Origin of the sequence: Mesosutterella multiformis (genome assembly GCF_003402575.1) — a bacterium.
In the GTDB taxonomy this organism is placed as follows: Bacteria; Pseudomonadota; Gammaproteobacteria; order Burkholderiales; family Burkholderiaceae_F; genus Mesosutterella; species Mesosutterella multiformis.
In genome coordinates, this window is the sequence record NZ_BGZJ01000001.1 from 1,499,205 (window position 1) to 1,523,464 (window position 24,260).

Genomic DNA, 24,260 nt, shown 5'->3' on the forward strand with positions numbered 1-24,260 from the left:
AATACCGAGAAAATCCTTCCCTCTCTACCCACAGAAACCGGGCCGCCCTCTTTATAATGTGGGCAATCTTTTTTCCCACCAACTCGCAGTCCGGCTTCCCGCCCGAATCAGGGCGCGGCGGCCGGCAGAGGCTTTTGTCGATGACTACATCCGGATGCATGTTTGCGCTTGAGGCTTCGAGCGCGCTTTCTGATTTCCGTGCCGAGCGGCTGCTTGCCGATCTGAAATCCGTCTATCCCCAGGTGAAGGCGGTTTCAGGCCGTTACATTCACTTTGTACACGCTGCCCGGGCGCTCGAAGAGCAGGAAGTGTCCCGGCTCCGCGCGCTGCTTTCTTATGGCTTTGAGGGAGCGGATGCGGCGGCTGATGCCGAGTTCCTCGTGATTCCCCGCCTTGGAACGATCAGCCCCTGGGCTTCGAAAGCGACAGATATCGTCCATAACTGCGGCATGACTGAAGTGCTCCGTGTTGAGCGCGGCATCCGCTACGCGGTCGCGTTTGAAGGCGCGGCCCCCGCTTCTGACATTCTGGAAGCGATCGCCTCTAAGCTCCACGATCGGATGACCGAATCCGTGGTGCCTTCTGACTTCCCGGTTGAGAAGCTCTTCACGGAGCTTCCCGGTAAGCCGATGAGCGTGATTTCCGCCTCAACCCCGGAAGAGGCTCACCGTGAGCTCGCCCGCGCGAACGCCGAAATGGGTCTCGCGCTTTCTGACGGTGAAATGGATTACCTGGAGAAGGCGTTCGAAGCCGAAGGCCGCGGTCCGACGGACACCGAACTCATGATGTTCTCGCAGGCGAATTCCGAGCACTGCCGCCACAAGATTTTCAACGCCTCCTGGGTGATCGATGGAAAGCCGATGGATCAGTCGCTTTTCGGCTACATCCGCGCGACCCACAAGGCGCACCCGGAAGGCACAATTACGGCATACTCCGATAACGCCGCGATTTACGAGGGTTCCGAAGTCCCGCGTCTCTATACGCGTCCGGCAAAGGATTCTCCCTACGGACAGTACTTCACGGAAGAGAACGAACTGACGCACACGGTCTTCAAGGTTGAGACGCATAACCATCCGACCGCGATTTCTCCGTTCCCGGGCGCTGCCACCGGTTCCGGCGGTGAGATCCGTGACGAAGGCGCTACCGGCCGCGGCGGCCGTCCGAAGGCCGGTCTCTGCGGCTTCACGGTTTCCGCGCTCCATCTCCCGGGCGCTGCTCAGGGCTGGGAAAACGATTCCGACGTGGTGACGGGCGAGAAGACCTCCCGCACCTACGGCGCGCCGTCCCGCATCGCGACGCCTCTCTCCATCATGAAGGAAGGTCCGATCGGCGCCGCGGCCTTCAATAACGAATTTGGCCGTCCGAATATTGCCGGCTACTTCCGTGTTTTTGAGGCGAACGTCGGCGGCATCCGCTACGGCTACCATAAGCCGATCATGCTCGCGGGCGGTATCGGCAACATCCGTAATGACGAAACGAAGAAGCTCCCGGTTCCGGTCGGCTCTCTGCTGATCGTTCTCGGCGGCCCGGGTATGCGTATCGGTCTTGGCGGCGGTGCCGCGAGCTCGATGACCACGGGCTCGAACTCCGAAGCGCTGGACTTTGACTCCGTGCAGCGCGGCAACCCGGAAATGGAACGCCGCGCGCAGGAAGTGATCGACCGCTGCTGGGCCTGCGGTGAAAAGAACCCGATTCTCGCGATTCATGACGTCGGTGCCGGCGGTCTTTCGAACGCCATGCCGGAACTCGCTGAAATGTCCGGCCGCGGCGCCCGCTTCGATATGTCGAAGATCCCGGTTGAAGAATCCGGTATGAGCCCGCTTGAGATCTGGTGCAACGAGAGCCAGGAGCGCTATGTGATCGCCGTGCTGCCGGAAGATCTTGATCGCTTTGATGTCTTCTGCCGCCGCGAACGCTGCCCGTACGCGGTGATCGGCCACATTGCCGAAGACGGCCGCTTGATTGTGTCGAAGCCTGAAGAGAAGCAGGACCCGGTGAATATGCCGATGGATGTGCTTCTTGGAAAGCCGCCGAAGATGCACCGCGATGTGAAGCACGTGGACCGTAAGCTTGAACCTGTGGCGCTCGATGGTGTTGAGCTCGCGAAGGTGCTGCCGGAAGTGCTTCGTCACCCGACGGTGGCTTCCAAGTCCTTCCTGATCACGATCGGTGACCGAGCGGTCGGCGGTCTGACGCACCGCGACCAGATGGTCGGCCCCTGGCAGGTGCCGGTGTCTGACGTCGCCGTGACCGCGCTCTCCTTCCTCAGCAATAAGGGCGAAGCGATGGCAATCGGCGAGCGTTCCCCGATCGCCGTGATCAATGCCCCGGCTTCCTGCCGTATGGCGTTCGCTGAAGCGATCACGAATATCGCGGCCGCTGATATCGAGCTTCCGACCGTCAAGTTCTCGGCGAACTGGATGGCTTCCTGCGGCAGCGAAGGCGAAGACGCGAAGCTTTACGACGCCGTGAAGGCGACGAGCGAATTCTGTATCGCTCTGGGCGTTTCGATTCCGGTCGGCAAGGATTCCTGCTCGATGAAGACGGGCTGGGAAACCGAGTCCGGCGAAAAGCGCTCCGTGACGAGCCCGGTCTCGATGATCGCCTCGGCTTCCGGCCCGGTGCGCGATATCCGCCGCACGCTGACCCCGCAGCTGCGCCCGAATGTCGCTTCCAAGCTGATCGCGATCGACCTTTCTGAAGGCCGTGAGCGTCTTGGCGGCTCGATCCTCGCTCAGGTGATCCAGAGCTTCGGTGATGAAGCGCCGGATATGGAATCCGCTGAGAAGCTGAAGGCCTTTGTGCGCGTGATCCGCGGTCTCGCCTCCGAAGGCAAGATCCTTGCTTACCACGACCGTTCTGACGGCGGCTTCGCGGCAACGCTCGCTGAAATGGCCTTTGCCGGCCACTGCGGTGTGTCCGCGGACATTGCCTCTCTGACCCGCGGCGACTCTCACGATCCGAAGGAAATCCTCCGCGCGCTCTTTAATGAAGAAGCGGGCGCTGTGATTCAGGTGCGTGATGAAGACGCCGAAGCCGCGATGGCGGCCTTCCGCGAAGCGGGGCTGGACCACGCCGCGTTCTTCATCGGCGCTCCGAAGAATGATGACCGCTATGTGATTCTTGTGAACGGGAAGGAAATCTACGCCGAGACGCGCGCCGCGCTGCAGAAGGCGTGGACTGAAGTCTCCTGGCAGATTGCCCGCAACCGCGATAATCCGGAATGCGCGGACGCGGAATACGCCCGTATCGAGAATCCGGAAGATACCGGTCTCTATATCCACACGACGTTTGATCCTCAGGATAACGTTGCCGCTCCGATGATCAACCTCGGCGCGAAGCCCCGTATGGCAGTGCTCCGTGAGCAGGGCGTGAATTCGCAGCACGAAATGGCCGCGGCTTTCATGCACGCCGGGTTCGAGGTCTGCGATCTGCACATGACGGATCTCCTTTCCGGCCGTGTGAGTCTCGATGGTCTCAAGGGTATCGCGGCGGCCGGCGGCTTCTCCTACGGCGACGTGCTGGGTGCCGGCGGCGGCTGGGCCCGTTCGATTCTCTTTAACGAGAAGCTTTCGGAAGAGTTCGCCCGGTTCTTCTCGCGTTCGGACACGTTTGGCCTCGGTATCTGCAACGGCTGCCAGATGTTCTCCGAACTGCACAGCCTGATCCCGGGCGCTGAGCACTGGCCGCGCTTTGTCCGCAACCTCTCTGAGCAGTTCGAGGCCCGCCTCGTGCAGGTGAAGATTGAGGAAAGCCCCTCGATCTTCTTCAGCGGCATGGCCGGTTCTTCGATGCCTGTCGTGAACGCACATGGCGAAGGCCGTGTGCTGTGGCGTGATCCGGCGGATGCCGGTCAGGCACTCGTTGCCGCCCGCTACGTAGACCCGCAGGGCCGTCCGACGGAAACTTATCCGTTTAATCCGAACGGCTCGGCTGCCGGCGTGACCAGCGTAACGACTCCTGACGGCCGCTTCACCGCGATGATGCCTCACCCTGAGCGCAGCCACCGCGCGGTGCAGCTCTCCTGGGGCGAAGAGGCTCTGGATGGTGAGTGGAGCCCCTGGATGCGGATGTTCTGGAACGCCCGCCGCTGGGTTGGCTGAGGCACAGCCTTCTGATGAACCGGTCCGGAATCCCGGACCGGGATCAGCGAAAGCCAATAAAAAAGCAGCAGATTTTCATCTGCTGCTTTTTTATTACTGCGCCGGCCGGGGCGGTGCCGCCAGCCGGGGGGAGTTCAGATCTCAGTGGATCTTCGCCTTCGCGACAAGGCCGTCCACGTAGGCGTTCACGCGCTCACGGGTCAGGTTCTGCTCGATCTGCAGCTTCGCGCGGTCAAACGCCGGGAAGAGTTCAGCAGGACGCGACTCCATCACCTGGAGAATATGCCAGCCGAACTGGGAGTGCACGGGCTTCGCGCTCACGGCACCGACCTTCTGAGTCTTCATCGCGTCGCCGAACGGCTTCACCATGGAGCTCGGGGAGGCCCAGTCGAGATCGCCGCCGTTATCCTTCGTGCCGGTGTCGATCGAGACGTCCTTCGCGACCTTCGCGAAATCCTCGCCCGACTTCAGGCGCTGCAGGACCTTCTCCGCGTCAGCCTCAGAGCTGACGAGGATGTGGCGCACGTGATACTCAGTCGCGCCGTAAGCGGCCTTTTCCCTATCGTAAGCAGCGCGCACTTCAGCTTCGGTCACCGGGTGAGCCTTCATGTACTTCGCGATCACAGCCTGCGAGAGGATATTGTTCTTCGCCTGACGGAGAGCGGAGCGCACAGCGGCGTCCGTCGTTTCAAGCTTCTGCTTGGCGGCTTCCTCAAGGAGCACTTCCTGAGCGACGAGAGCGTGCTTCACGTTCTCTTCAAGCTGAGGCGTGCGCTGGTTGCCCTGAGCGACGGCGCCCTGAATCAGGTGCTCCTGCTCGGCAGCCGTGATCTTGTGGCCGTTCACGGTAACGTCAGAGACAGCGGCGAACGCCGGGGCGCTCGCGAAGATGACGCCGGCGAGAATGGCGGCGGTGGCTTTCATTTGCATTGGAATGACTCCAAAAAAAACAGATGGTTTGGACAGAGGGTTAACTCTTCTGTCCGGAATTATTTCGGTGCGGCGTCGCTTTTCACGTTGTCTTCAAGAGACTCGGGGCTGTATTTCGCGATGTAGAAACCCATCGCGAGCGTGAAGGCGAGCGTGAGGCCAAGGAGGCCGAAAAGCTTGAAATTCACCCAGGCTTCCGTGGAGAACGAGTAAGCAACCGCGAGGTTGATAAACCCGACCACGATGAAGAACCCGATCCAGCCCTTCTGGAGGTTTTTCCAGATGTTGGCGGGAAGGGCGATCTGAGCGCCGATCAGCTTATGAATGAAGTTCTTTCCGGTCATGCTGCCGTAGATCAGGATCGAGGCAAAGACCCAGTAGAGGATCGTAGGCTTCCACTTGATGAAAAGCGGATTGTGGAGCCAGATCGTGAGGCCGCCGAAGATCGTAACGATCGCGAGCGACAGCCACAGCATGACTTCCACCTTCTTGCCGCGCAGCAGCACAAAGGCGACCTGCAGGATTGAAGCGACAATCGCGACCGAGGTCGCCAGAATCACAGGCGCCTGCATGGGATCGATTCCGCTGCCCAGCAGCCGGTTCACGATTCCCATTGTCTGGTCGATCTTCGCTTCAGAAATCTTGAAGGAGAGGAAGAAAAGGATGACCGGGAAAAGGTCGAAAAGTAGTTTCACGGATACTGCTCCGAAACGCCGGCTGAAACACCTTCAGCCATATAGAGAGAGTGAAATTAGCACATTCAGCGCGGATTTGCGATTTCCGCCGCATGTAAAGGCGTGACAAAACGTTGCGGTGCGCTAAGATGGAGGACTCTTACGTGCAAGGCGAACCGGCGGCTTGTTCCCGTCTCCCAAAAGGAGTGTCTGGGGATCCGCAGTCGCCGGGAAGAAATGACTGCGGAGGGTGCCCAGGATCCGTCCTGATGAGATCTCCTCCGCCGCCTCTTTTTTCCTTTTTCTTATGAGATCGATACTTAAGTTCATTATGGTTACTGGTTCTGCAGTACTGGGTCTTGCCTCGGCTCCCGCCGGGGCGGCCGCTCAGCCGGCTTCCGAGCCCGTCCGCGCCGTGAAGGCCGCGGTGGTGGAAGGAATCACTGAGTACACCCTTCCGAACGGTCTGTCCGTTATTCTCTTCCCCGATGCGTCAAAACCCACTGCCACCGTCAATATGACGTACAAAGTGGGCTCCCGGAATGAGTCCTACGGAGAAACCGGCATGGCGCATCTCCTTGAGCATCTGATGTTCAAGGGATCGAAGAATTTCCCGTCCCCCACGAAGGAATTCACGCGCCGCGGATTCCGCATGAACGGATCGACCTGGCTCGACCGCACGAATTATCACGTGTCCTTTACAGCGACGGATGACAACATGGACTGGGCGCTCCGCTGGAGCGCGGACGCCATGGTGAATTCCTTCATCGCGAAGAAGGATCTCGATTCCGAAATGACGGTTGTCCGGAACGAGTACGAGATGGGCGAGAACGATCCGGTGAGCGTTGTGCTGAAGCGGATGCAGTGCATCCTTTTCGACTGGCATAACTACGGGAAGCCGACGATCGGTGCCCGGAGCGATATTGAGAACGTGAAGATAGAGAATCTTCAGGCGTTCTATCACCGTTACTATCAGCCGGACAATGCCGTGCTGACGGTTTCCGGCAAGTTTGATCCGGCTGAGATTCTTCCGAAGATTGAGAAGATTTTCGGCGCGATTCCGCGTCCTGAGCGTAAGCTGCCTGAAGAGTGGACTGTTGAGCCGGTGGCTGACGGTGAGCGTTCCTTCACGGTGCGCCGTCCGGGTGAGGCGAAGTTTGTCGCGGTCGGCTACCGGGTGCCGGCTTCAAACGACCCGGATTTCCACCGTGTGGCGCTCGGTGTCTCGATCCTGACTGACAGTCCGAAGGGGCGTCTCTATAAGGCTCTGGTCGACACGGGCCTCGCCGAAAAGGTGTTTGGTTTCTCGATCCCCGGAAAGGATCCGGGCTTTGTCTTCATCGGCGCGCTTCTCAAGAAGACCGGAGATGAGGCGAAGGTGCGCGACGCCATGGTGAAGACGCTTGAAGAGTCCTTCAGCGAAAAGGCGCCGACCGAAAGCGAAATGAAGGTGGCGGTTGAGGACGAGCGGACGGATTATGACCGCATGTTCTCGGACCCCGAGGAGTTCGGCGTGGAGCTTTCCGAGTACATCGGTCAGGGTGACTGGAGGCTCTTCTTTATCGGCCGCGATGAGCTTGCCGATATGACGCCTGAAGGTGTGGCAGGCGCCGTTTCCCGGTACTTTGTCTGCGATAACCGTGTGGTCGGCATGTTCCTTCCGGAGACGGCCCCCAAGCGTGCCGCGATGCCGAAGCGTATTCCGATCGAGGAGCAGATCGCGTCTCATCACTTCAATGAGAAGGGCGAAGAGGCTGAAGCGTTTGATAACTCGCAGCAGAACATCAACGCCCGCACCGAAGTCGTGAAGACCGGCTCCATGAAGCTCGCGCTTCTCCCGAAGAAGAACCGCGGCGAGACGGTGACTGTTGAAATCCGTCTCAATATTGGAAATGACGCGGCGCTTAAGGGGAAGCAGCTCGAGAAGACGCTTCTAGAGATGATGCTGACCCGAGGCACGAAGGATCTCACGTATGAAGAGATCTCGGACCGCTTTACCGCTCTCAAGATTGACGGCGATATTACGAGTTTCACGACGGACCGCGCTCATATCGCGGACGCTCTCCGGTTTGTGGGCGGGCTGATGCGTGACGCCTCCTTCCCGAAGGACGAATTCACGAAGCTCGCACGTCAGGTGGCGACCTCCAACCAGGCGAAGCTCGATAACCCGACGACGCTCGCGATTGACGCGATGAGCCGCCACTTCAGAACCTATCCGGAAGGGGATGCCCGAAACCGTCTGACGAGTCAGGAAATCGTGGACCGTATCGGTTCGATGACGGATGAACAGGTGAAGGCGTTCTATGACAGCGTCTTCCAGACCGCGACCGCGGATATCGCGGTGGTCGGCGACTTTGATCCGAAGGAAGTGAAGGCTGCGATCGCTGATTCCTTCACGAAGAAGTCAGAGACGCCATTCGTCCGCGTGGATTCCGAGTACCGTCCGGTGGCTCCGAAGCGGATCGTGATTGATACGCCGCAGAAAGAGAACGCCTTCCTGATGGCGCGCCGCGATTTCGCGGCGAACATGGATGATCCGGATGCCGCGGCGCTGATCGTGGCTGACTGGATTATCGGCGGCGGTTCCGGCCTCTCGAACCGTCTCGCGGATCGTCTCCGTCAGAAGGACGGTCTCTCGTACTCGGTTTACAGCACGATCGTTCTGAAGACTTTCGGGAACCGCTCGAGCTGGATCGCTCTCGCGATCACGGCGCCGCAGAACCTTGCGCATGCCGAGAGTGACATGCGGGAAGAATTTGCCCGTGTGGCAAAGGATGGTGTGACGGAGAAGGAAGTGGAGGAAGCGAAGAAGGGCCTTCTTGAATCCCGTTCCGTCAACCGTTCCCAGGACACGATGCTCGCGACCGGCTGGGTGAGCTATCTCGCCGAGGACGCTGACTGGACGAAGAGCCTTGAGCTCGATAAAGCCATCAGCCGCCTGACGGTGGATGATGTGAACCGCGCCGTGAAGAAGCTCGTGAAGACGGATGACTTCACGTTTGTCCTCGCGGGTGACAGCGCGAAGGCAGCTTCCGAAGGCAAGCCCTTCACGGAGCTGAAGTAAGCAAGTAAAACGCCTCCCGAATCGGGGAGGCGCTGCATAAAAAAGAAGGGAGACAGGCTTTGCGGCCTGTCTCTCTTTTTGACTGTGACAGCGGTTTTCGCTGTTAACCGAGCGAGGTATCGAGCACCATCATGAGCAGGAATCCTGCCATGACAGCGAGCGTGGAGTCGTGGCGCTTCGAGTCGAGATGGGCCGCGGGAATCAGCTCCTCAACCACCACGAACATCATGGCGCCGGCCGCGAACCCGAGAAGCCAGGGCATGTAGGGCTGGATGAAGGATGCCGCGAAAACCACGAGGATGCCGAAGATCGGTTCCACGATCCCGGAGAGCGACCCGCCGATAAAAGCTTTGACGCGCGACTGACCGGCGTCTTTCAGCGGGAGCGCAACGGCGGCGCCTTCCGGAATATTCTGAATTCCGATGCCAAGCGCGAGAGCGCCTGCGGCGGAAAGCGTGCTCGCTTCGCCCGTGATCGCGGCCATCGCGAAAGCGAGCCCGACAGACATTCCTTCCGGAATGTTGTGAAGCGTTACCGCGGCAACAAGAAGTTCTGTACGCGAGTGGTTGGACTTCGGTCCTTCAGGGGAATCCTCCGCCGGATGCCAGTGGGGGATTGTCTTATCCATCAGAAGAAGAAAAGCAATGCCAAGCACGAAGCCGCCGGTGGCAGGGAGCCACGGAATAGCGTCTTTGCTGCTCGCTTCAAGGGATGGAATCAGAAGACTCCAGACGCTCGCCGCCACCATAATGCCGGCAGCGAATCCCAGAGAAATTCTCTGGAACGCGGGACTGGATTCTTTTCCGGTGAAGAGGACAGATGCCGCGCCAAGCGTCGTCATCAGAAAGCAGAACCCGGTGCCGAGCGCTGCCATCTGGAGTACGAGTGAAAAATCGGACATAACCGTTCTCTAAATGTTAATGATAATTGTTATTATATGAACGCGAAAAAAAGACCTGAGGCTTTTTGCGGAAAGAGGGGATGGGGAGACTGAATGGAATAAGAGCGGCGCGGAAGATACCGCGCCGCCCTTGGTCACTCAGGCGAATCCGGAGCGTTTTTTCACTTCTTCAGGCTTTTCACTGCGGAATCCGCGGCGACGTAACCCGAGATAATGGCCCAGGAATTCATCATGGCGGTCATCGAGTCAGCGCCGTTCGCGCCTCCCACAACGCAGCCGGCGCCATAGAGATTACCGATCGGCTTTCCGTTCTTCTTCAGAATCTGCATGCTGCCATTAGCCTTCAGACCGCCGAGCGTCGTGCAGAAGCGGACTTTCTGCTCCACGATGTAGTAAGGGCCTCCGGCAAGCGGCTTCAGCACTTTGCGGCCGAAATCAGCGTCCTTTCCGGCCTTCACGAAACCGTTCCAGCGGTCAACAGTCTTCTGCAGCTGCGCGGGGTTGATCCCCATTTTCTTCGCGGCTTCAGCGAGTGTTTTACCCTCAGCCATGACGGGGCGGCCGTTGTTCACGATCTTTTCCCACTTGTAGAGATCGGCTTCGGACGCGACGAGCTTATCTTCGAGTGACTTCGCGACGTATTCCTTCCAGGCGGCCTGATCCATCACGATATACATGATCTGGCCTTTCTGGGCCTTCGTGACATCGGTAAGTGTTCCAAGTCCCTGAAGCTCATCAACAATGCGGCGGCCGTCAGAATTCACGTAGATAGCGCCCGACTTCTTCATTGTGTCGGTAGAGGAGGCGGTGGCGGCAAGACCGTGATGCGGAGTCGTTTCGACGCCCTGCGGGTACTGCTTCACGAGGTCCAGATTGATCGTCCCGGCCCCGATCTCGCGGCCCATTTTCAGACCGTCGCCGCTATCGGAGTCAAGACCGTAGAAGAGTCCCTGAGCGACCTTCTTCGGGAGCATCGAGCGGTTTGCGCCGTAGCCGCCGGAGGCGAGAATAGTCGCCTTTTCGGAGAAGTTCACATAGGCACCGTCAGCGAGACGCGCTTTCACGCCGATGACATTGCCTTTCTTATCGAGGATGAATTTCTGCGCCCGGGTGTCCGTCATGATGACGCCGCCGTGCTTCTTCAGCTCGTTGCTCATCAGACGGAGGAAGTTGACGGAGCGACCCTCGACACCGAGCTGACGGTTAGCGGAGTGATCCGGGTACTGCGTGGCGGCCGGTCCATACGGAATCTTCAGGTCATCAATCAGCCAGTCGACCACTTTGCCCGCGTTCTGCGTTGTCATGTGAACGAGGACCGGATCATTCTTGTTTTTGCCGGCCTTCATGATGTCTTTGTAAGCGAGCTCGGGGCTGTCCTTCGTTTCCTTCATCACCTCACGCTGATAGCGGGAGCCGGTGGCGATCAGCGTGCCGGCGTTCAGCTGCGTGTCGCCGCCGATATTCGGCATCTTTTCAATAAGGATGACCTTTTCGCCGAGAGTTGCCGCACGGACTGCCGCGGTGATGCCGCTCGCGCCGCCGCCGATCACGAGGATGTCAGTCTTGATTTCTTTCGGAGCCGCTTTGGCGGTCTTCTTCACAACAACCGGGGCTGTCATGAAGTCTTTATCGGTGCCGCCGGCTGCCTTGATAGCGTTCCTCACGGCTTCAAGAATTCCGCAGCTCGTGAGCGTCGCACCGGACACTGCGTTGAGTTTCAGCGTGTTCTTCTCGACAATTTCCTTCGGAAGAATCCTGAGCGCAGAGTCTGAAACCCCGACGGTTTCCGTCTGCTTGGTGATTTTGACATCAGCGATCTTTCCGCCCTTGAACGTCACGGCAGCGGTAATCTGACCGCCGCGGCCGTTCCCGGTTCCGGTAAAGGTTCCGTCCTTGGCAGCGGCTCCAGCGCCACTCGCAACGCAGGCCGCGACCGCGGCTGCGGTCAGTCTGAGAGCAAATCCTGTATTCACGCCAATTCTCCTTTGAGGTGTTTTCATAATTCCCTGTTTTAATTAATGAATCACTTAAAACAGGGCTTCGTGAATCCCTCTCAGTATAGGCTCCCCGCTATGGGCGGGGGCCAGGCGTGCTTCCCCTTAGGATGATGGGCTTAATGTGTTTCGGAAATATCCTGGGGAGTATTTCCGGACGGGGTCTGATTCTTGGTATCCGCAGTGGTATCTGGGGAGGTTTTCGGGATTCCGCCCTTCGGAAGCTTAGTGACAAGCAGCTGATCAACGCGGTTCTTATCCACATCCACCACTTCGAACTGGTAGCCGCCGAACGTGAGCTTATCGGTTCTCTTCGGAATGCGGCGGAGAAGGAACATGACGAGGCCGCCCGCGGTTTCATACGGCGGATTGTCTTCAATATCCGGGAGGTCGAACGTGTTCTCCAGTTCGTAGAGCGATGTGGAGCCTTCAACGAGCCACGAGTTTTCATCGCGCTTCACGATCTGGGCGTCTTCATCCAGGCCGACCATTTCGCCCATGATGGTGTTCATCACGTCATTCAGGGTAATGAGGCCGGCCACTTCACCGTACTCATTGATCACCACCACGAAGTCAGCCATGGTGTTCCGGATTTCTTCAATCGTTTCCGACATGGAGAGGCTTTCCGGAATCATTTTCACGGGGCTGAGGAGACCTTTTTCCGTCAGATCCAGACGTTTCCCCTGAACCAGGCGGGTGAGAAGCTGCTTGCTGTCCACGTAACCCGCGACGTTATCGATCGTTTTTTCGCAGACGAGGAACTGATGATGCGGGTTCTGAACAACTTTGGTGCGGATGCTTTCGTCGCTCTCGTTTTTGAGGAAGTAGACGATATCGTCGCGCGCCGTCATGGCAGTGGAAACCGTCCGGTCTTCAAGCGAGAAGATGTTTTCGATCACGCTCCGCTCTTCAGGATCAATCACACCTTCCTTGACGCCCGCGTTTACGGTCGCGAGGACGTCTGCCGTCGTGACGCGTTCACCGGCGTGCGTCGGCATGCCGAGTTTCTTCATCGCGAAAGTGGCGCAGCTGTTCAGAGCCCAGACAACCGGTTTCAGAACCGAGTTCAGCCAGGTGATCGGGCGGATCACGAGGATCGCGCACGACTCAGGACGCGCCATCGCGTAGCGGCGCGGGATCAGGTCAGCGAAGAGAACGAAGAGGAGGGTAGCGGTGAGATACGCGAGCCAGAAGGCTGCGGTGTCAGCGGAGGATTCGCTGAGCACGTGAATGAATGCCGATTTGTAGAGAGGGATGAAAACATCCTGCCCAAGAATACCGCCGGCAAGAGCGAGGGCATTAACGCCGATCTCGACGATCGTAAACATAGGTCCGGGATTAGCCTTAAGCGCAATAACTTCCCGGGCGCGCTGGTCGCCTGCTTCGGAGAGCCCCTGAAGCCTCACATTCTTTGCGGCGGCGAGTGAAATCTCGGAAATCGAGAAGAACGCCGAGCAGAGGACGAGGATCAGAAGCCCGACCATCTGTAAAACGGAATCCATAAAAGAAGTCCCTTCTGGTTAAGGTGTTTGAAGAATCGGAATAGGCTGAGACTCCAGAAAAAGGTCAGGGCCGCGGGCATGGAGCCCGCTTTCCTTTCATTCTAATGGTAAATCCGAATGCGGCAGGCGCCCGTATCACGAATTTAGGGTAAGAGAGGCGGAACGCCTCAGAATGGCGATCACGGCATTTGCCGCTTTTTCGAGCGATTGAGCGGGGATGCACTCATAGATACCGTGATAATTAAGTCCGCCGGTAAAGACATTCGGGCAGGGAAGTCCCTTCGCGGAGAAGAAGGCGCCATCCGTCCCGCCGCGGACCGGTTCTTCAATCGGTTCGATTCCGCAGTCGCGGTATGCCGCGTGGGCGAGGTCCAGAATATTTTCGTGCCCGGCGAGATAGTCCCGCATGTTGCGGTACTGATCCTGAATCACCACCTGCGCGGGAGCGGCGCGGCCGGTGTCGAAATTCTGCACGAGCGCCGCGAGCCACATCTTGCGGTCCTCAAAGGCGCCGCGGTCATGGTCACGGATGATGAGGATCACTTCGGCATGCTCAACGCCGCCCGAGATCGAGATCGGATGGAAGAAGCCTTCATGCCCCTCGGTCTCTTCCGGAGATTCAGATTCAGGAAGGAGAGAAATGAATCGGGCGGCAAGCTTCGCCGCGTTTACCATCTTTCCTTTGGCGGACCCCGGATGAACGGAAATTCCCGTGAAGGTTACCCGGGCAGTGGCGGCGTTAAAGGTCTCGCTTTCGAGCCCGCCGACATCGCCGCCGTCAATCGTGAACCCGTATGAGGCGCGGAGCCCCGGCACATCAACAGAATCCGTGCCCCGCCCGATTTCCTCGTCCGGCGTGAAAAGAATCCGGATTTCGGCATGCGGGTCTTCCGGGTGAGTGAGGAACCACTCCGCGGCGTTCATGATAGCGGCGACGCCGGCTTTGTCGTCCGCGCCGAGAAGTGTGCGGCCATCGGTGCAGATGATGTCTTCCCCGATATGGCGTCGGAGTTCCGGGAATACTTCCGGATCCAGCCGGATTTTGTTTTCCGGATCAAGCGCGATTGCCTCACCGTTCCAGGCCTCTGCCACCTGAGGATGAATGCCTTCGCAGGAGGCTTCAGGGGACGTATCCATGTGGGAATTGAGGAGAATCACAGGCGCTTTTTCAGCTCCGGACGACGCGGGAATCGTCGCGGTCACCACCCCTTTCTCGGAGAGTGTCACATCCTTCGCGCCGAGTGCCCGGAGTTCAGACTCAAGGACCCGCGCGAGATCAAATTCCCGTGCAGCGCTCGGGGAGGCTGCGCTTTCAGGATCTGAACCTGTCGGGATCAGCGCGTAGCGGATGAAACGGTCGAGTAGAGGTGTTTTTTTAGCGTAATCGTTATAGGAAACAGGGTAAACCATCCTGCAGTTGCCTTATTGATCAGATGTTTGGCTGCGCGGCACGGCGGTGAGCGGAACGGTAGCCGCGAAGCGACGTACGTTCGAAACCGGGCTTCGCTTTGCGGGCGGTCTTTGCGGTCTGAGCGGCAGGCTTTGTAGACGCTTTGGCCGAAGTCTTGACAGCCTTTGCCTGCGGTGCCTGACGGGCAGGAATCACCTCGTTCTTAGCGAGCACATAGCGGTGACGGGTCGACTTTACGCTGTTCTTCACTGTGTTCGCGGGACCCAGACGCGCGGGTTCGGATTCACCGAGAGCAATAGCGTCAAAAAGAGGATCAATCGACGTATCGGCTTCAGCGCCGCTGCCGAAATCAGTCGGATCCATCTGACTCAGAGCCAAAGAAATCTCGTCCGCGGAGGGGAACCGTTCCGGGAGACGGAGACCGCGCACGTGGCGGATGGTCACGATTCTCGGGGCCCAGTATTCATTCAGCGTGCTTTCCATCACGTTCTTTCCGGTACGGGGAGCGTGAATGAAACGGGAGGGGCCGGTGAGAATGCCGGTATGAAGTCCAGTGGCGCCGCGGCCTGTGCGGAAAATAATGATGTCGCCGACATGGGCGTCAGAAAGCGGAATATCCTCTCCAACCTTAGCGAGCTCAGTCGTCGTGCGGGGAAGATTCACGCCATGCTGGCGATAGACCCACCAGACAAGTCCCGAGCAGTCGAAACCGCTGTCAGGTTCTTCTTCGCCGTAGCGGTACGGCGTTCCGAGCTGCTGCTTCACGGTTTTGACAATCTTGAGTCCAAATTTGGTCGGCGCGGGAGCGGCATCAGCATCAGGAAGCGGCGCGGGAGCCGGTGCTGCGGCAGGTTCCGGGGGCGTAAAGAAGATGAAGGAAAGCGGATCTTCAGTGTCGTGCGGAGTCGCTGACGCGGGCAGGGCGAAAAAGGCGCTGCCGGCAAGAATGAGCAGGATCTTTCCTGCTATCGGGGCTAAGGTTTTTGAGTGCATGTTTTCCCGACTTTGGTTTGAGGTGCTGAGGCGAAAAACGGAGACTCCCGTTTTCTGGCTATTTATTTTAGATGAGTCTGTCGTCCTTCGGGGATTTGGCCTGAATTTCTATCCTGAATTCTCCGGTATTACCATCCGGAACCGATTTGACCCGTCCGAAAAAGGCCCCTTTGGAGAGCGCGCCGGGGAGAGGATCGTCAGACGAAACGATGAGCCGCGCGATCGGACGGTAGTGACCGTGGAAAAGCGTGACGACGGACGTCTTTTTATCCGCAGATGTCCCGGAGTTACGCGGCTCTATGAGGTCGCCGGGTCTGACGTGCAGCGTGACGTACTCCCGATCAAAGTCAGAGGGTGACGCGGCAAGGCTCGGGCGTGAGGCGTCGATCTCGGTTTTCCGGACATTCAGATAGGCGTATCGGCCGCCCAGCCAGGCGTAAAGCCCGAGCGTCAGGGCACCCCCGATGACCGCGGCCCAGGTTGAGCCTGTGAGAATCGCGGCCGCGGCCGTGAGAATGAGAGCAGCGATTGCCGTTTCCTGCAGGTGTCTGATGATAAAGGTAAGCATGAAAAAACCGGGCCGTCTGTTAAAGACTGGCCCGGTCAGATCCGGCTTTGCTCCGCGTGAAGCAGGGGGGAAAGCTTATGCCTTTGCGAGCTTCACCCGGGCGTCGACCGCAATCGCTTCACCATCCTTATCGGAAATCATGAGCGGATTGATATCGAGCTCGGAAACGCGGGGGAAATCCGTCACCAGCTGGGACAGCCTGAGAAGAGTTTCCTCGATTTTATCGGTTTGGGCGCGCGGGAGACCGCGGACACCCTCGAGAAGCTTCCATGCTTTGACGGAACGCACCATTTCAGATGCATCCTGATCCGTAAGGGGAGCAATGCGGAAGGAAATATCCTTCAGCACTTCGACAAACACACCGCCGAGACCGAACATAATCATCGGGCCGTACTGAGGATCGGTGGCGAGACCGCACACCATTTCGCGCGAGCTCTTCACCATTTCCTGAATCAGAACGCCTTCAAGGCCTTTATCGAGTCCGCGCTCAGTGAGCTTCGCGATCAGATCGCGGTATTCACGCCTGAGGGCTTCCTCAGAGGCGATGCCGACACGCACGCCGCCCACGTCAGTCTTGTGGGAGGTGGTTTTCGACGTCATCTTCATCACGATCGGGTAACCGATCGAATTCGCGATAGCGACTGCCTCATCCTCTGTCTTCGCAAGAGCTGAGCGGCAGACACGGACGCCGTAGGCATCGAGCAGGGCGATGCTTTCCTTCGTGGTCAGCGTGTCGCGGGACTCCGCATCAGCGCCGGCGATGATCGCCTTGGCTTTTTCCTGGTCCACGGCAAAGCGTTCGATCCGGCCTTCCGGCTTCTCGACCCACTTCCGCTGACGATTAAGCCGATCAAGCGCCGCGATGCCTTCCTCTGAATACATATAGAAGGGAACGGTCACATTCTTATCGGCGAGCGACGAGAAGAATTCCTGCGTCGTCATGAAGACACCGACAATCGGCTTCTCGGGGTGTTTCGCCCGGATATCCATGATCGCGTTCGCCACATCCGTGTCTTTAAGGCCGAGGAACGGCAGATAGATCGTGAGGATCATATCGACGCCGTCATCCGCGATGACGGTTTCCAGCGTTCTGCGGTAATGCTCGAGCGGGGCAGAAGCGATCATGTCGACCGGGTTCTTCACCGAGGCCGCGGACGGGAGGAAGGAGCGAAGCGTTTCCTTGGTCTCATCGGAAAGCTTTGCCATCTGCATACCGAAGTCTTCGACCGCGTCGGTCGCCATAATGGCGGGGCCGCCCGAGTTCGTGATAATGGCAATCCGGTCGCCCTTCGGAAGCGGGCAGAGCGAGAAAGCCTTGGCAGACGAGAACAGATCGCTGAGGGACTTCTCACGGATCACGCCCGACTGACGAAGCAGTGCGTCAGCGGCCTTGTCGGCGCCCGCAAGGGACCCGGTGTGGGAGGAGGCGGCGCTCGCGCCGGCAGCGGACCGTCCGGCCTTCAGAGCGAGAATCGGCTTCTTTTTCGACACACGGGTGGCGAGCTTGCGGAACGCCTTCGGGTCGAGAATCGATTCCATATAGAGGAGGATCTGATGCACATCCTCTTCGTTTTCCCAGAATTCAATCGCGCTCGCCGCGTTCACGTCAGCCTGATTGCCGATCGAAATGAACTGGGCAAAACCAATGCCGAGGTCCTTCAGAATATTAAGGATGCCGCCGCCAAGAGCGCCGGACTGCGAAACGAAACCGATGTCGCCGCGGCGGGGCAGCGTCTCGGCAAAGCACCCGTCCATGCGGACTGCGGGGTTCGTATTCACGACACCGAGGCAGTTCGGACCAACCATCGTCATGCCGTACTGATGCACGCGCTCAGTCAGAGCCTTTTCGAGCGCCAGACCTTCCGCGCCGGTTTCCTTGAATCCGGCCGAAATCACGACAATGCCTTTGATCCCTCTTTCGTGGCACTGATCGATCGTATCCAGCATGTATTTCGCGTTGATTGCGATGATGGCGAGATCGATTCCATCGGGGAGAGCGGACACGCTCGTATAAACTTCACGGCCCTCCAGGACGCCTCCCTTCGGATTGACCAGATAAAGGTCGCCCTGGAAGCCGTAATCGATCAGACGATGCAGCAGATCATGGCCAATTGTGTGATCACGGGTCGATGCACCGACAAGCACGATCGACTTCGGGTTCATTACCGAAGAAAGATCCATAGTTTTACTCTCCTCAAGAAGTTGGGGAACATCCCTACTACGCGGGACTAAATATTAAGACTAAACGCAAAATAATCAAGAAAATTAGGCATAGAATTCCGTTCCTGAATTTATTCTTTGCTGGACATTTTTCTTATGCTGCAGGAAAAGAATCGGGCGACCCTCGTTGGGCTTCTCGCGCCGGTTTGCTGGGGTATGTCGGTCGGGCTCATCCGGTCGCTTGAGGAAGTCTTTGGAATGGCTCAGGGCCTCACGATCTGCTACGTGATCGGAATGCTCTTTACGCTGTTTGTTTTCGGTATTCCCCATCTGTCCAAGTACTCGAAGAAGTATCTCTTCCTCGGGGTTCCGCTTTCTGTTATCTGCTCACTCTGCTTCACATTCTCGCTTCAGTTTTCTGCTGGCGGCAGGCAAACTCTTGAAGTCGGCATGGTGAATTACCTCTGGCCGAGTCTCACGGTGATCTGTGCGGTGCTCTTCAATCATCAGAAGGCACGCTGGTACGTTGCGGTTGGTTTTCTCTTTACGCTTGCCGGCCTTGGGCTAGTTCTGGCGGGAGGTCATGGATTCCATCCGCTTGAGATTGCCGGACATATCGCTGAAAATCCGATTGCTTATGGTCTTGCGGCGCTCGGTGCGGTTGCATGGTCTCTCTTCAGCTCAGCGAGCCGCGCCTGGGGGAATGGCCAGAATCCGACTCCGATTATTTTCGGGCTTGACGCGCTCATTTTTGCCGGCATCTTTATTTCCGGCGGTCTTGAGGCTCCCGCTCCGACATGGAATGGTTTTCTGCTTTGCGTAGCGGCGGGCTGTGTGTTTGGCGGCGCCTATGCCGTGTGGACTTACGGCGTACAGAAGGGGAGCATGACAATTCTTGCGATCGGTTCCTACTTTACCCCGGTGCTGTCCTGTCTGCTCGGCGCGCTGATGCTTGGTGCCACCCTGACGCTGGACTTCTGGCAGGGTGTGGCGCTCGTGGTCATCGGATCCTTTATCTGCTGGATGGCGACGCGTGAAGAAAAGCATGTCACTCACGGACGTCCGATCCGCTTCCGCCGCCGCGCTGCGGCCCATTAAGGATCCGCAGCGGCTTGTTTTTAATGCTCAGCGGCTCAGGAAACCGCCGGTCTGCCCGGCGGCAGGGCTTGCGGGCGTTCCATCCGTTTTCACGCAGGAGACAGCGGCGCTGTCACCCTGCGGCGTAAAAATTGCCACACACTTCATGTCGTCATCCACGATCCGATAGATCGGGGATCCGACAGCGGTGCCGATGCGCTTGACATTCCGGCTGTCGTTTTCGTAAGGTGAAAAAATCCGGGTGACGGCGCGGTCGCAGCCAGTGACCAAAACCGCCGCGGCAAGGGCGGCAATACCGATTTTCAGTAAGGACATGATTCCTGTGCTCCTAAACATACAGCCGCGATCACCCCGAACTGAAGCAAGGTGACACGTGAGAAAGATTCACTACGAGTTTAAAGCAGAAGAGGCGTTATGGACGGCGGTACGGAGCCGCGGTGCCGGCGGACAGAATGTGAATAAGGTCGCGACCGCCGTTCAGCTGAAGTTTGATATCCGGGCGAGTTCACTTCCTGAAAAACTGAAAGAGAGACTGCTCACCCTGAGAGACAGACGGCTTGGGGCTGACGGCGTTATTACGATCCGGGCGGAAAATAACCGTACTCAGGAACTGAATCTGGCAGAGGCGTACCGCAGGCTTCGAGAGCTGATTGATGAAGCCTCGGAAATACCGGACTTCCGCATACCGACAAAACCCACCCGGGCGAGCATTCGCAGAGTTCGGCAGACGAAGACGTTGCGAAGCGAAGTGAAGAAACTTCGGGGAAAGGTGAGAGACTTCTAAAGGTTCGAAAAAAGGGCGCTTCATTGAAGCGCCCTTTGATTTGTCAGGCTTCCGGAAATCTCAGGCGGATTTCTCATTCTCCGTTATATTGAGTTTCCGCTCCTCGCGATCAGGGGTCTTAACGGATTTTTCCCAGCTCGAGAGCTCTGCCACATCGACTCCATCATCTGTTCCGGCAACGATCTTTTCCCTGAGTCTCATACGGGTCTGATTCGCGAAATCATGGACGGAGGCAAGACCCAGAGCCACTTTCAGCATGGTCTTGCGGTCAGCGGGAGAAGACGGAACCTTGATCTCATACCAGTTTGTACCGCCGTCAAGCGATCCATAGAACCGGGTCCGATAGCCTTCTTTATCGTTTCCGTAGCAGTCGACCAAAATATCATCCGGATCGAGCGCCTTCAGAACCAGGTCCATCGGAGAAATCAGGGTCTTGCAGACGTGACCTTCCGGGTAGACATGCATGCCTTTCTTCGCGCGCTCATGCATCGCGCGGATCTTCGCGTCAAAAAGACTGTTATCAGAGAAGGGTGAATCGGTTTTCCCGGAAGCGGCGGCCTGATCTTCGTGGATCTTGGTGTCAGTCATGTTGACCAGAAAACCAATAGCGGCAAGAACAATGAGGCCGGCCGCGACAAAAGTCAGATCTTTGGCGATCGCCTTTTCAATATCGGGATCCGAAATGTACCAGGGGGCGGCAAGAAGCCCGATCACGACTAGAGCCAGTACGGCGATGATGAATTTGAGCAGCCTGTATTTCATAGTGCATCCCCTATGGTATTTCACCTATCTATTAAGTTTATTGTAACAGCGGGAAACACAAATGACGGCGGGCTTTTCTTTCAGCTTCTGTTAAGGTTTCGGGAACATGATTCATGACAGATGAGTTGCTGAGACATCTCTCCTTTACCAGACCGGATTCCTGTTAATCCGGTCTTTTTTTTCGCTCTGCTGGCGTAGGATAAGCCACTGGCAATAGAAATAGAGAAAGGTGCAGGCATTGAAAAGAACCTATCTGATTGATATCGGCAACTCAGCTCTCAAGTGGGCGGAAGCGACAACACCTCAGAATACTGGCGTGATCACCTATGGTGACATGGTGATGCTGGCAGAACAGGTAAGAGACTTTTACCGGCATCAGAGACCGGAATTGATTTATGCCTGCACAGTGGCTCACAGTGTCATTGCCAGTACGGTTCAGCAGGTGTGCGAGCGGACAAGGATTGAGCTGCTGGGAAGCCAGCGGGAATTTAACGGCGCCTTTCATGTCGTCAACCACTACGACGACTATACAAAGCTCGGTCCTGATCGCTGGTACGCGGCGCTGGGCGCTGTGAGCAAGCACCCGGATGAGAACCTTCTCATTGTTCAGATGGGAACCGCGCTGACGGCGGACAGCATTATCTGCCGTGGCGAAGGGGAATACGAATACCTGGGGGGACGGATTGCGCCGGGACCGACCATGATGTTTAAGAGTCTTCAGCAGGGTACCGCGCGGCTTCATGTGCCGAGCGGTACGTATCAGACGTTCCCTCAGAATTCGAGCGACGGTATTTCAACAGGGATCACGGATTGTGTCCGTGGCTTTATTTCCGGGGGGCTTGAAGCGATGGGAAATGAGGCGAAACCTAAACTCGTTATTACAGGAGGGGCCGCTCATTATTACGAGAAAGCCTTCAGGCAGTATTTCCCTGACTATCTGATAGAAGATAACCTCGTGATCACCGGTCTTTCGCTTCGGATCCGCAGCGAAAATGAGGAATAGCCCGATGCATAGTGTTTTTTCCAAACCCTTCACGATTCATTTCTCAGACTGTGATTCGACGGGGCTCGTTTTTCATCCGCATTTCTTCCGCTGGGCAGTGGATACGGAAGAAGCCTTTTTCCGCGAGATTCTCGGGGAAAAGATTTTCGGTCCCGGAGTGACAGATCAGATCTATGCGCCAATGGCCGGAATCCAGGCGGAATTCAGCGCGCCGCTCAGAGCGGGAGATAAGGTGGAATTCAGGCTTTGGATTGAGCAGCTCGGGTGGAGTTCTATCCGTTGGGCGTTTGAAATCATGAAAGATGATTCGCCCGCGGTCAAAATCGCTGAAACTCTGGTGTTCACTCAGCTTCAGCCTGATGGCACATTTAAAGCGATGGAAATTACTGAAAACTATAGAAGAAAAATGGCTCCCTATGTCAAAGATGACGATGAACCGGGGCTCCGGTTCAGGTCCTGAGAATAAAAAAGTTTGACATTTGAATTTTTCGTCTGTAATATACGTGTTCTTCGCTGCTGACGCAGTGATGATCTTTAAAAACTGAATAACGAACCGATAAGCGTGAGCATCTGGTTTTGAAGAGCTTCAGCTCATAAAAAATCAGGTGCTTGAAAAGACGAATGGAATGATGCAGAAGCGAGAGCTTCTGAGAATTACCAGTCGATAATTTTGAGCGCGACGCCTCAGGAAACTGAGGCAAATGAAGTAATAGCAGTGATTGAACTCAAGAGTTTGATCCTGGCTCAGATTGAACGCTGGCGGCATGCCTTACACATGCAAGTCGAACGGCAGCGGGGGAGCTTGCTCCTGCCGGCGAGTGGCGAACGGGTGAGTAATGCATCGGAACGTGTCCTGTTGTGGGGGATAACTGATCGAAAGATCAGCTAATACCGCATGAGACCTGAGGGTGAAAGCGGGGGATCGCAAGACCTCGCGCGACAGGAGCGGCCGATGTCTGATTAGCTAGTTGGTGAGATAAAAGCTTACCAAGGCGACGATCAGTAGCTGGTCTGAGAGGATGATCAGCCACATTGGGACTGAGACACGGCCCAGACTCCTACGGGAGGCAGCAGTGGGGAATTTTGGACAATGGGGGAAACCCTGATCCAGCCATGCCGCGTGCGGGATGAAGGCCTTCGGGTTGTAAACCGCTTTTGTCAGAGACGAAAAGGGACGTACGAATAATACGTTCCGCTGACGGTATCTGAAGAATAAGCACCGGCTAACTACGTGCCAGCAGCCGCGGTAATACGTAGGGTGCAAGCGTTAATCGGAATTACTGGGCGTAAAGGGTGCGCAGGCGGCTGTGCAAGACAGATGTGAAATCCCCGGGCTTAACCTGGGAACTGCATTTGTGACTGCACGGCTAGAGTTTGTCAGAGGAGGGTGGAATTCCGCGTGTAGCAGTGAAATGCGTAGATATGCGGAAGAACACCAATGGCGAAGGCAGCCCTCTGGGACATGACTGACGCTCATGCACGAAAGCGTGGGGAGCAAACAGGATTAGATACCCTGGTAGTCCACGCCCTAAACGATGTCAGCTGATTGTTCGGGAAGCAATTCCTGGGTAACCAAGCCAACGCGTGAAGCTGACCGCCTGGGAAGTACGGTCGCAAGATTAAAACTCAAAGGAATTGACGGGGACCCGCACAAGCGGTGGATGATGTGGATTAATTCGACGCAACGCGAAAAACCTTACCTAGCCTTGACATGTCAGGAATCCGGATGAAAGTCTGGAGTGCCCGCAAGGGAGCCTGAACACAGGTGCTGCATGGCTGTCGTCAGCTCGTGTCGTGAGATGTTGGGTTAAGTCCCGCAACGAGCGCAACCCTTGTCATCAGTTGCTACGCAAGAGCACTCTGATGAGACCGCCGGTGACAAACCGGAGGAAGATGGGGATGACGTCAAGTCCTCATGGCCCTTACGGCTAGGGCCTCACACGTCATACAATGGTCGGAACAGAGGGCAGCGAAGCCGGGAGGCGGAGCTAATCCCAGAAAACCGATCGTAGTCCGGATTGCAGTCTGCAACTCGACTGCATGAAGTCGGAATCGCTAGTAATCGCGGATCAGCATGCCGCGGTGAATACGTTCCCGGGTCTTGTACACACCGCCCGTCACACCATGGGAGTGGGGTTTGCCAGAAGGCGTTTGTCCAACCGCAAGGAGGACGGCGACCACGGTGGGTTCCATGACTGGGGTGAAGTCGTAACAAGGTAGCAGTACCGGAAGGTGCGGCTGGATCACCTCCTTTTAAGAGAACGAAGTTCTCAAGACAGGTGCTCATACTTATCGTTCGTTGTCTTCTGAGAA

Annotated in this window: 17 protein-coding genes and 1 rRNA gene; 7 read left to right on the forward strand and 11 right to left on the reverse strand. The window is 57.1% G+C overall.

The window, feature by feature from the left end:
* Window positions 1-140 precede the first annotated feature (140 nt).
* Complete coding sequence (gene purL, locus M4NBBH2_RS06910; protein ID WP_238691383.1) at window positions 141-4,103, forward strand: phosphoribosylformylglycinamidine synthase; 3,963 nt, start codon at window positions 141-143, stop codon at window positions 4,101-4,103.
* 141 nt (window positions 4,104-4,244) lie between these two features.
* Here purL and M4NBBH2_RS06915 read toward each other — a convergent pair whose 3' ends face one another.
* Window positions 4,245-5,033: a peptidylprolyl isomerase gene (locus M4NBBH2_RS06915; protein WP_116270257.1), complete on the reverse strand. Its 789-nt coding sequence runs from the start codon at window positions 5,031-5,033 to the stop codon at window positions 4,245-4,247.
* 59 nt (window positions 5,034-5,092) lie between these two features.
* A complete protein-coding gene (locus M4NBBH2_RS06920) occupies window positions 5,093-5,728 on the reverse strand; it encodes a septation protein A (protein WP_116270258.1) in 636 nt (211 codons plus the stop codon).
* 310 nt (window positions 5,729-6,038) lie between these two features.
* Here M4NBBH2_RS06920 and M4NBBH2_RS06925 point away from each other — a divergent pair, with 310 nt between their 5' ends.
* Window positions 6,039-8,771, forward strand: a complete 2,733-nt coding sequence (locus M4NBBH2_RS06925) for a M16 family metallopeptidase (RefSeq protein ID WP_170135114.1) — start codon at window positions 6,039-6,041, stop codon at window positions 8,769-8,771.
* Between the two features lie 103 nt (window positions 8,772-8,874).
* Here M4NBBH2_RS06925 and M4NBBH2_RS06930 read toward each other — a convergent pair whose 3' ends face one another.
* From M4NBBH2_RS06930 to M4NBBH2_RS06960, 7 genes are all read right to left on the reverse strand, one after another.
* The gene (locus M4NBBH2_RS06930) at window positions 8,875-9,672 is read right to left on the reverse strand and encodes a ZIP family metal transporter (protein ID WP_174703616.1); all 798 of its coding nucleotides are present in this window, start codon (window positions 9,670-9,672) and stop codon (window positions 8,875-8,877) included.
* Between the two features lie 161 nt (window positions 9,673-9,833).
* Window positions 9,834-11,645, reverse strand: a complete 1,812-nt coding sequence (locus M4NBBH2_RS06935) for an FAD-dependent oxidoreductase (protein ID WP_238691384.1) — start codon at window positions 11,643-11,645, stop codon at window positions 9,834-9,836.
* 140 nt (window positions 11,646-11,785) lie between these two features.
* On the reverse strand, window positions 11,786-13,168 hold the full coding sequence (paeA, locus tag M4NBBH2_RS06940; protein ID WP_116270261.1) for a polyamine export protein PaeA: 1,383 nt from the start codon (window positions 13,166-13,168) through the stop codon (window positions 11,786-11,788).
* A 135-nt stretch (window positions 13,169-13,303) separates the two neighbouring features.
* Window positions 13,304-14,578: a peptidase T gene (gene pepT / locus M4NBBH2_RS06945; RefSeq protein WP_116270262.1), complete on the reverse strand. Its 1,275-nt coding sequence runs from the start codon at window positions 14,576-14,578 to the stop codon at window positions 13,304-13,306.
* Window positions 14,579-14,597: 19 nt separating this feature from the next.
* A complete protein-coding gene (locus tag M4NBBH2_RS06950; protein WP_116270263.1) occupies window positions 14,598-15,572 on the reverse strand; it encodes a C40 family peptidase in 975 nt (324 codons plus the stop codon).
* A gap of 67 nt (window positions 15,573-15,639) precedes the next feature.
* Window positions 15,640-16,140, reverse strand: a complete 501-nt coding sequence (locus tag M4NBBH2_RS06955; protein WP_116270264.1) for a hypothetical protein — start codon at window positions 16,138-16,140, stop codon at window positions 15,640-15,642.
* Window positions 16,141-16,215: 75 nt separating this feature from the next.
* Window positions 16,216-18,321 carry an acetate--CoA ligase family protein gene (locus M4NBBH2_RS06960; RefSeq protein ID WP_116270265.1) on the reverse strand — a complete coding sequence of 702 codons (2,106 nt, stop codon included), beginning with the start codon at window positions 18,319-18,321 and terminating at the stop codon, window positions 16,216-16,218.
* A gap of 135 nt (window positions 18,322-18,456) precedes the next feature.
* Here M4NBBH2_RS06960 and yddG point away from each other — a divergent pair, with 135 nt between their 5' ends.
* Window positions 18,457-19,398, forward strand: coding sequence for an aromatic amino acid DMT transporter YddG (gene yddG, locus M4NBBH2_RS06965; RefSeq protein WP_125064650.1), 942 nt, complete (start codon window positions 18,457-18,459; stop codon window positions 19,396-19,398).
* Window positions 19,399-19,425: 27 nt separating this feature from the next.
* On the opposite strand, the gene M4NBBH2_RS06970 is transcribed toward yddG, so the two are convergent.
* Window positions 19,426-19,713 (reverse strand): hypothetical protein, encoded by a 288-nt coding sequence (locus M4NBBH2_RS06970; RefSeq protein ID WP_116270267.1) that lies wholly within the window; start codon window positions 19,711-19,713, stop codon window positions 19,426-19,428.
* 58 nt (window positions 19,714-19,771) lie between these two features.
* On the opposite strand from M4NBBH2_RS06970, the gene arfB reads away from it, so the two are divergent.
* Window positions 19,772-20,182 (forward strand): alternative ribosome rescue aminoacyl-tRNA hydrolase ArfB, encoded by a 411-nt coding sequence (gene arfB, locus M4NBBH2_RS06975; protein WP_235005656.1) that lies wholly within the window; start codon window positions 19,772-19,774, stop codon window positions 20,180-20,182.
* Between the two features lie 60 nt (window positions 20,183-20,242).
* Here the strand turns inward: arfB and M4NBBH2_RS06980 are convergent, their stop codons facing one another.
* Window positions 20,243-20,944, reverse strand: coding sequence for a hypothetical protein (locus M4NBBH2_RS06980; protein ID WP_116270268.1), 702 nt, complete (start codon window positions 20,942-20,944; stop codon window positions 20,243-20,245).
* 238 nt (window positions 20,945-21,182) lie between these two features.
* On the opposite strand from M4NBBH2_RS06980, the gene M4NBBH2_RS06985 reads away from it, so the two are divergent.
* From M4NBBH2_RS06985 to M4NBBH2_RS06995, 3 genes are all read left to right on the forward strand, one after another.
* Window positions 21,183-21,947: a type III pantothenate kinase gene (locus tag M4NBBH2_RS06985; protein WP_160117884.1), complete on the forward strand. Its 765-nt coding sequence runs from the start codon at window positions 21,183-21,185 to the stop codon at window positions 21,945-21,947.
* Between the two features lie 4 nt (window positions 21,948-21,951).
* Window positions 21,952-22,407, forward strand: a complete 456-nt coding sequence (locus M4NBBH2_RS06990; protein WP_160117883.1) for an acyl-CoA thioesterase — start codon at window positions 21,952-21,954, stop codon at window positions 22,405-22,407.
* Between the two features lie 261 nt (window positions 22,408-22,668).
* A 16S ribosomal RNA gene (locus tag M4NBBH2_RS06995) occupies window positions 22,669-24,201 on the forward strand.
* Window positions 24,202-24,260: the final 59 nt, after the last annotated feature.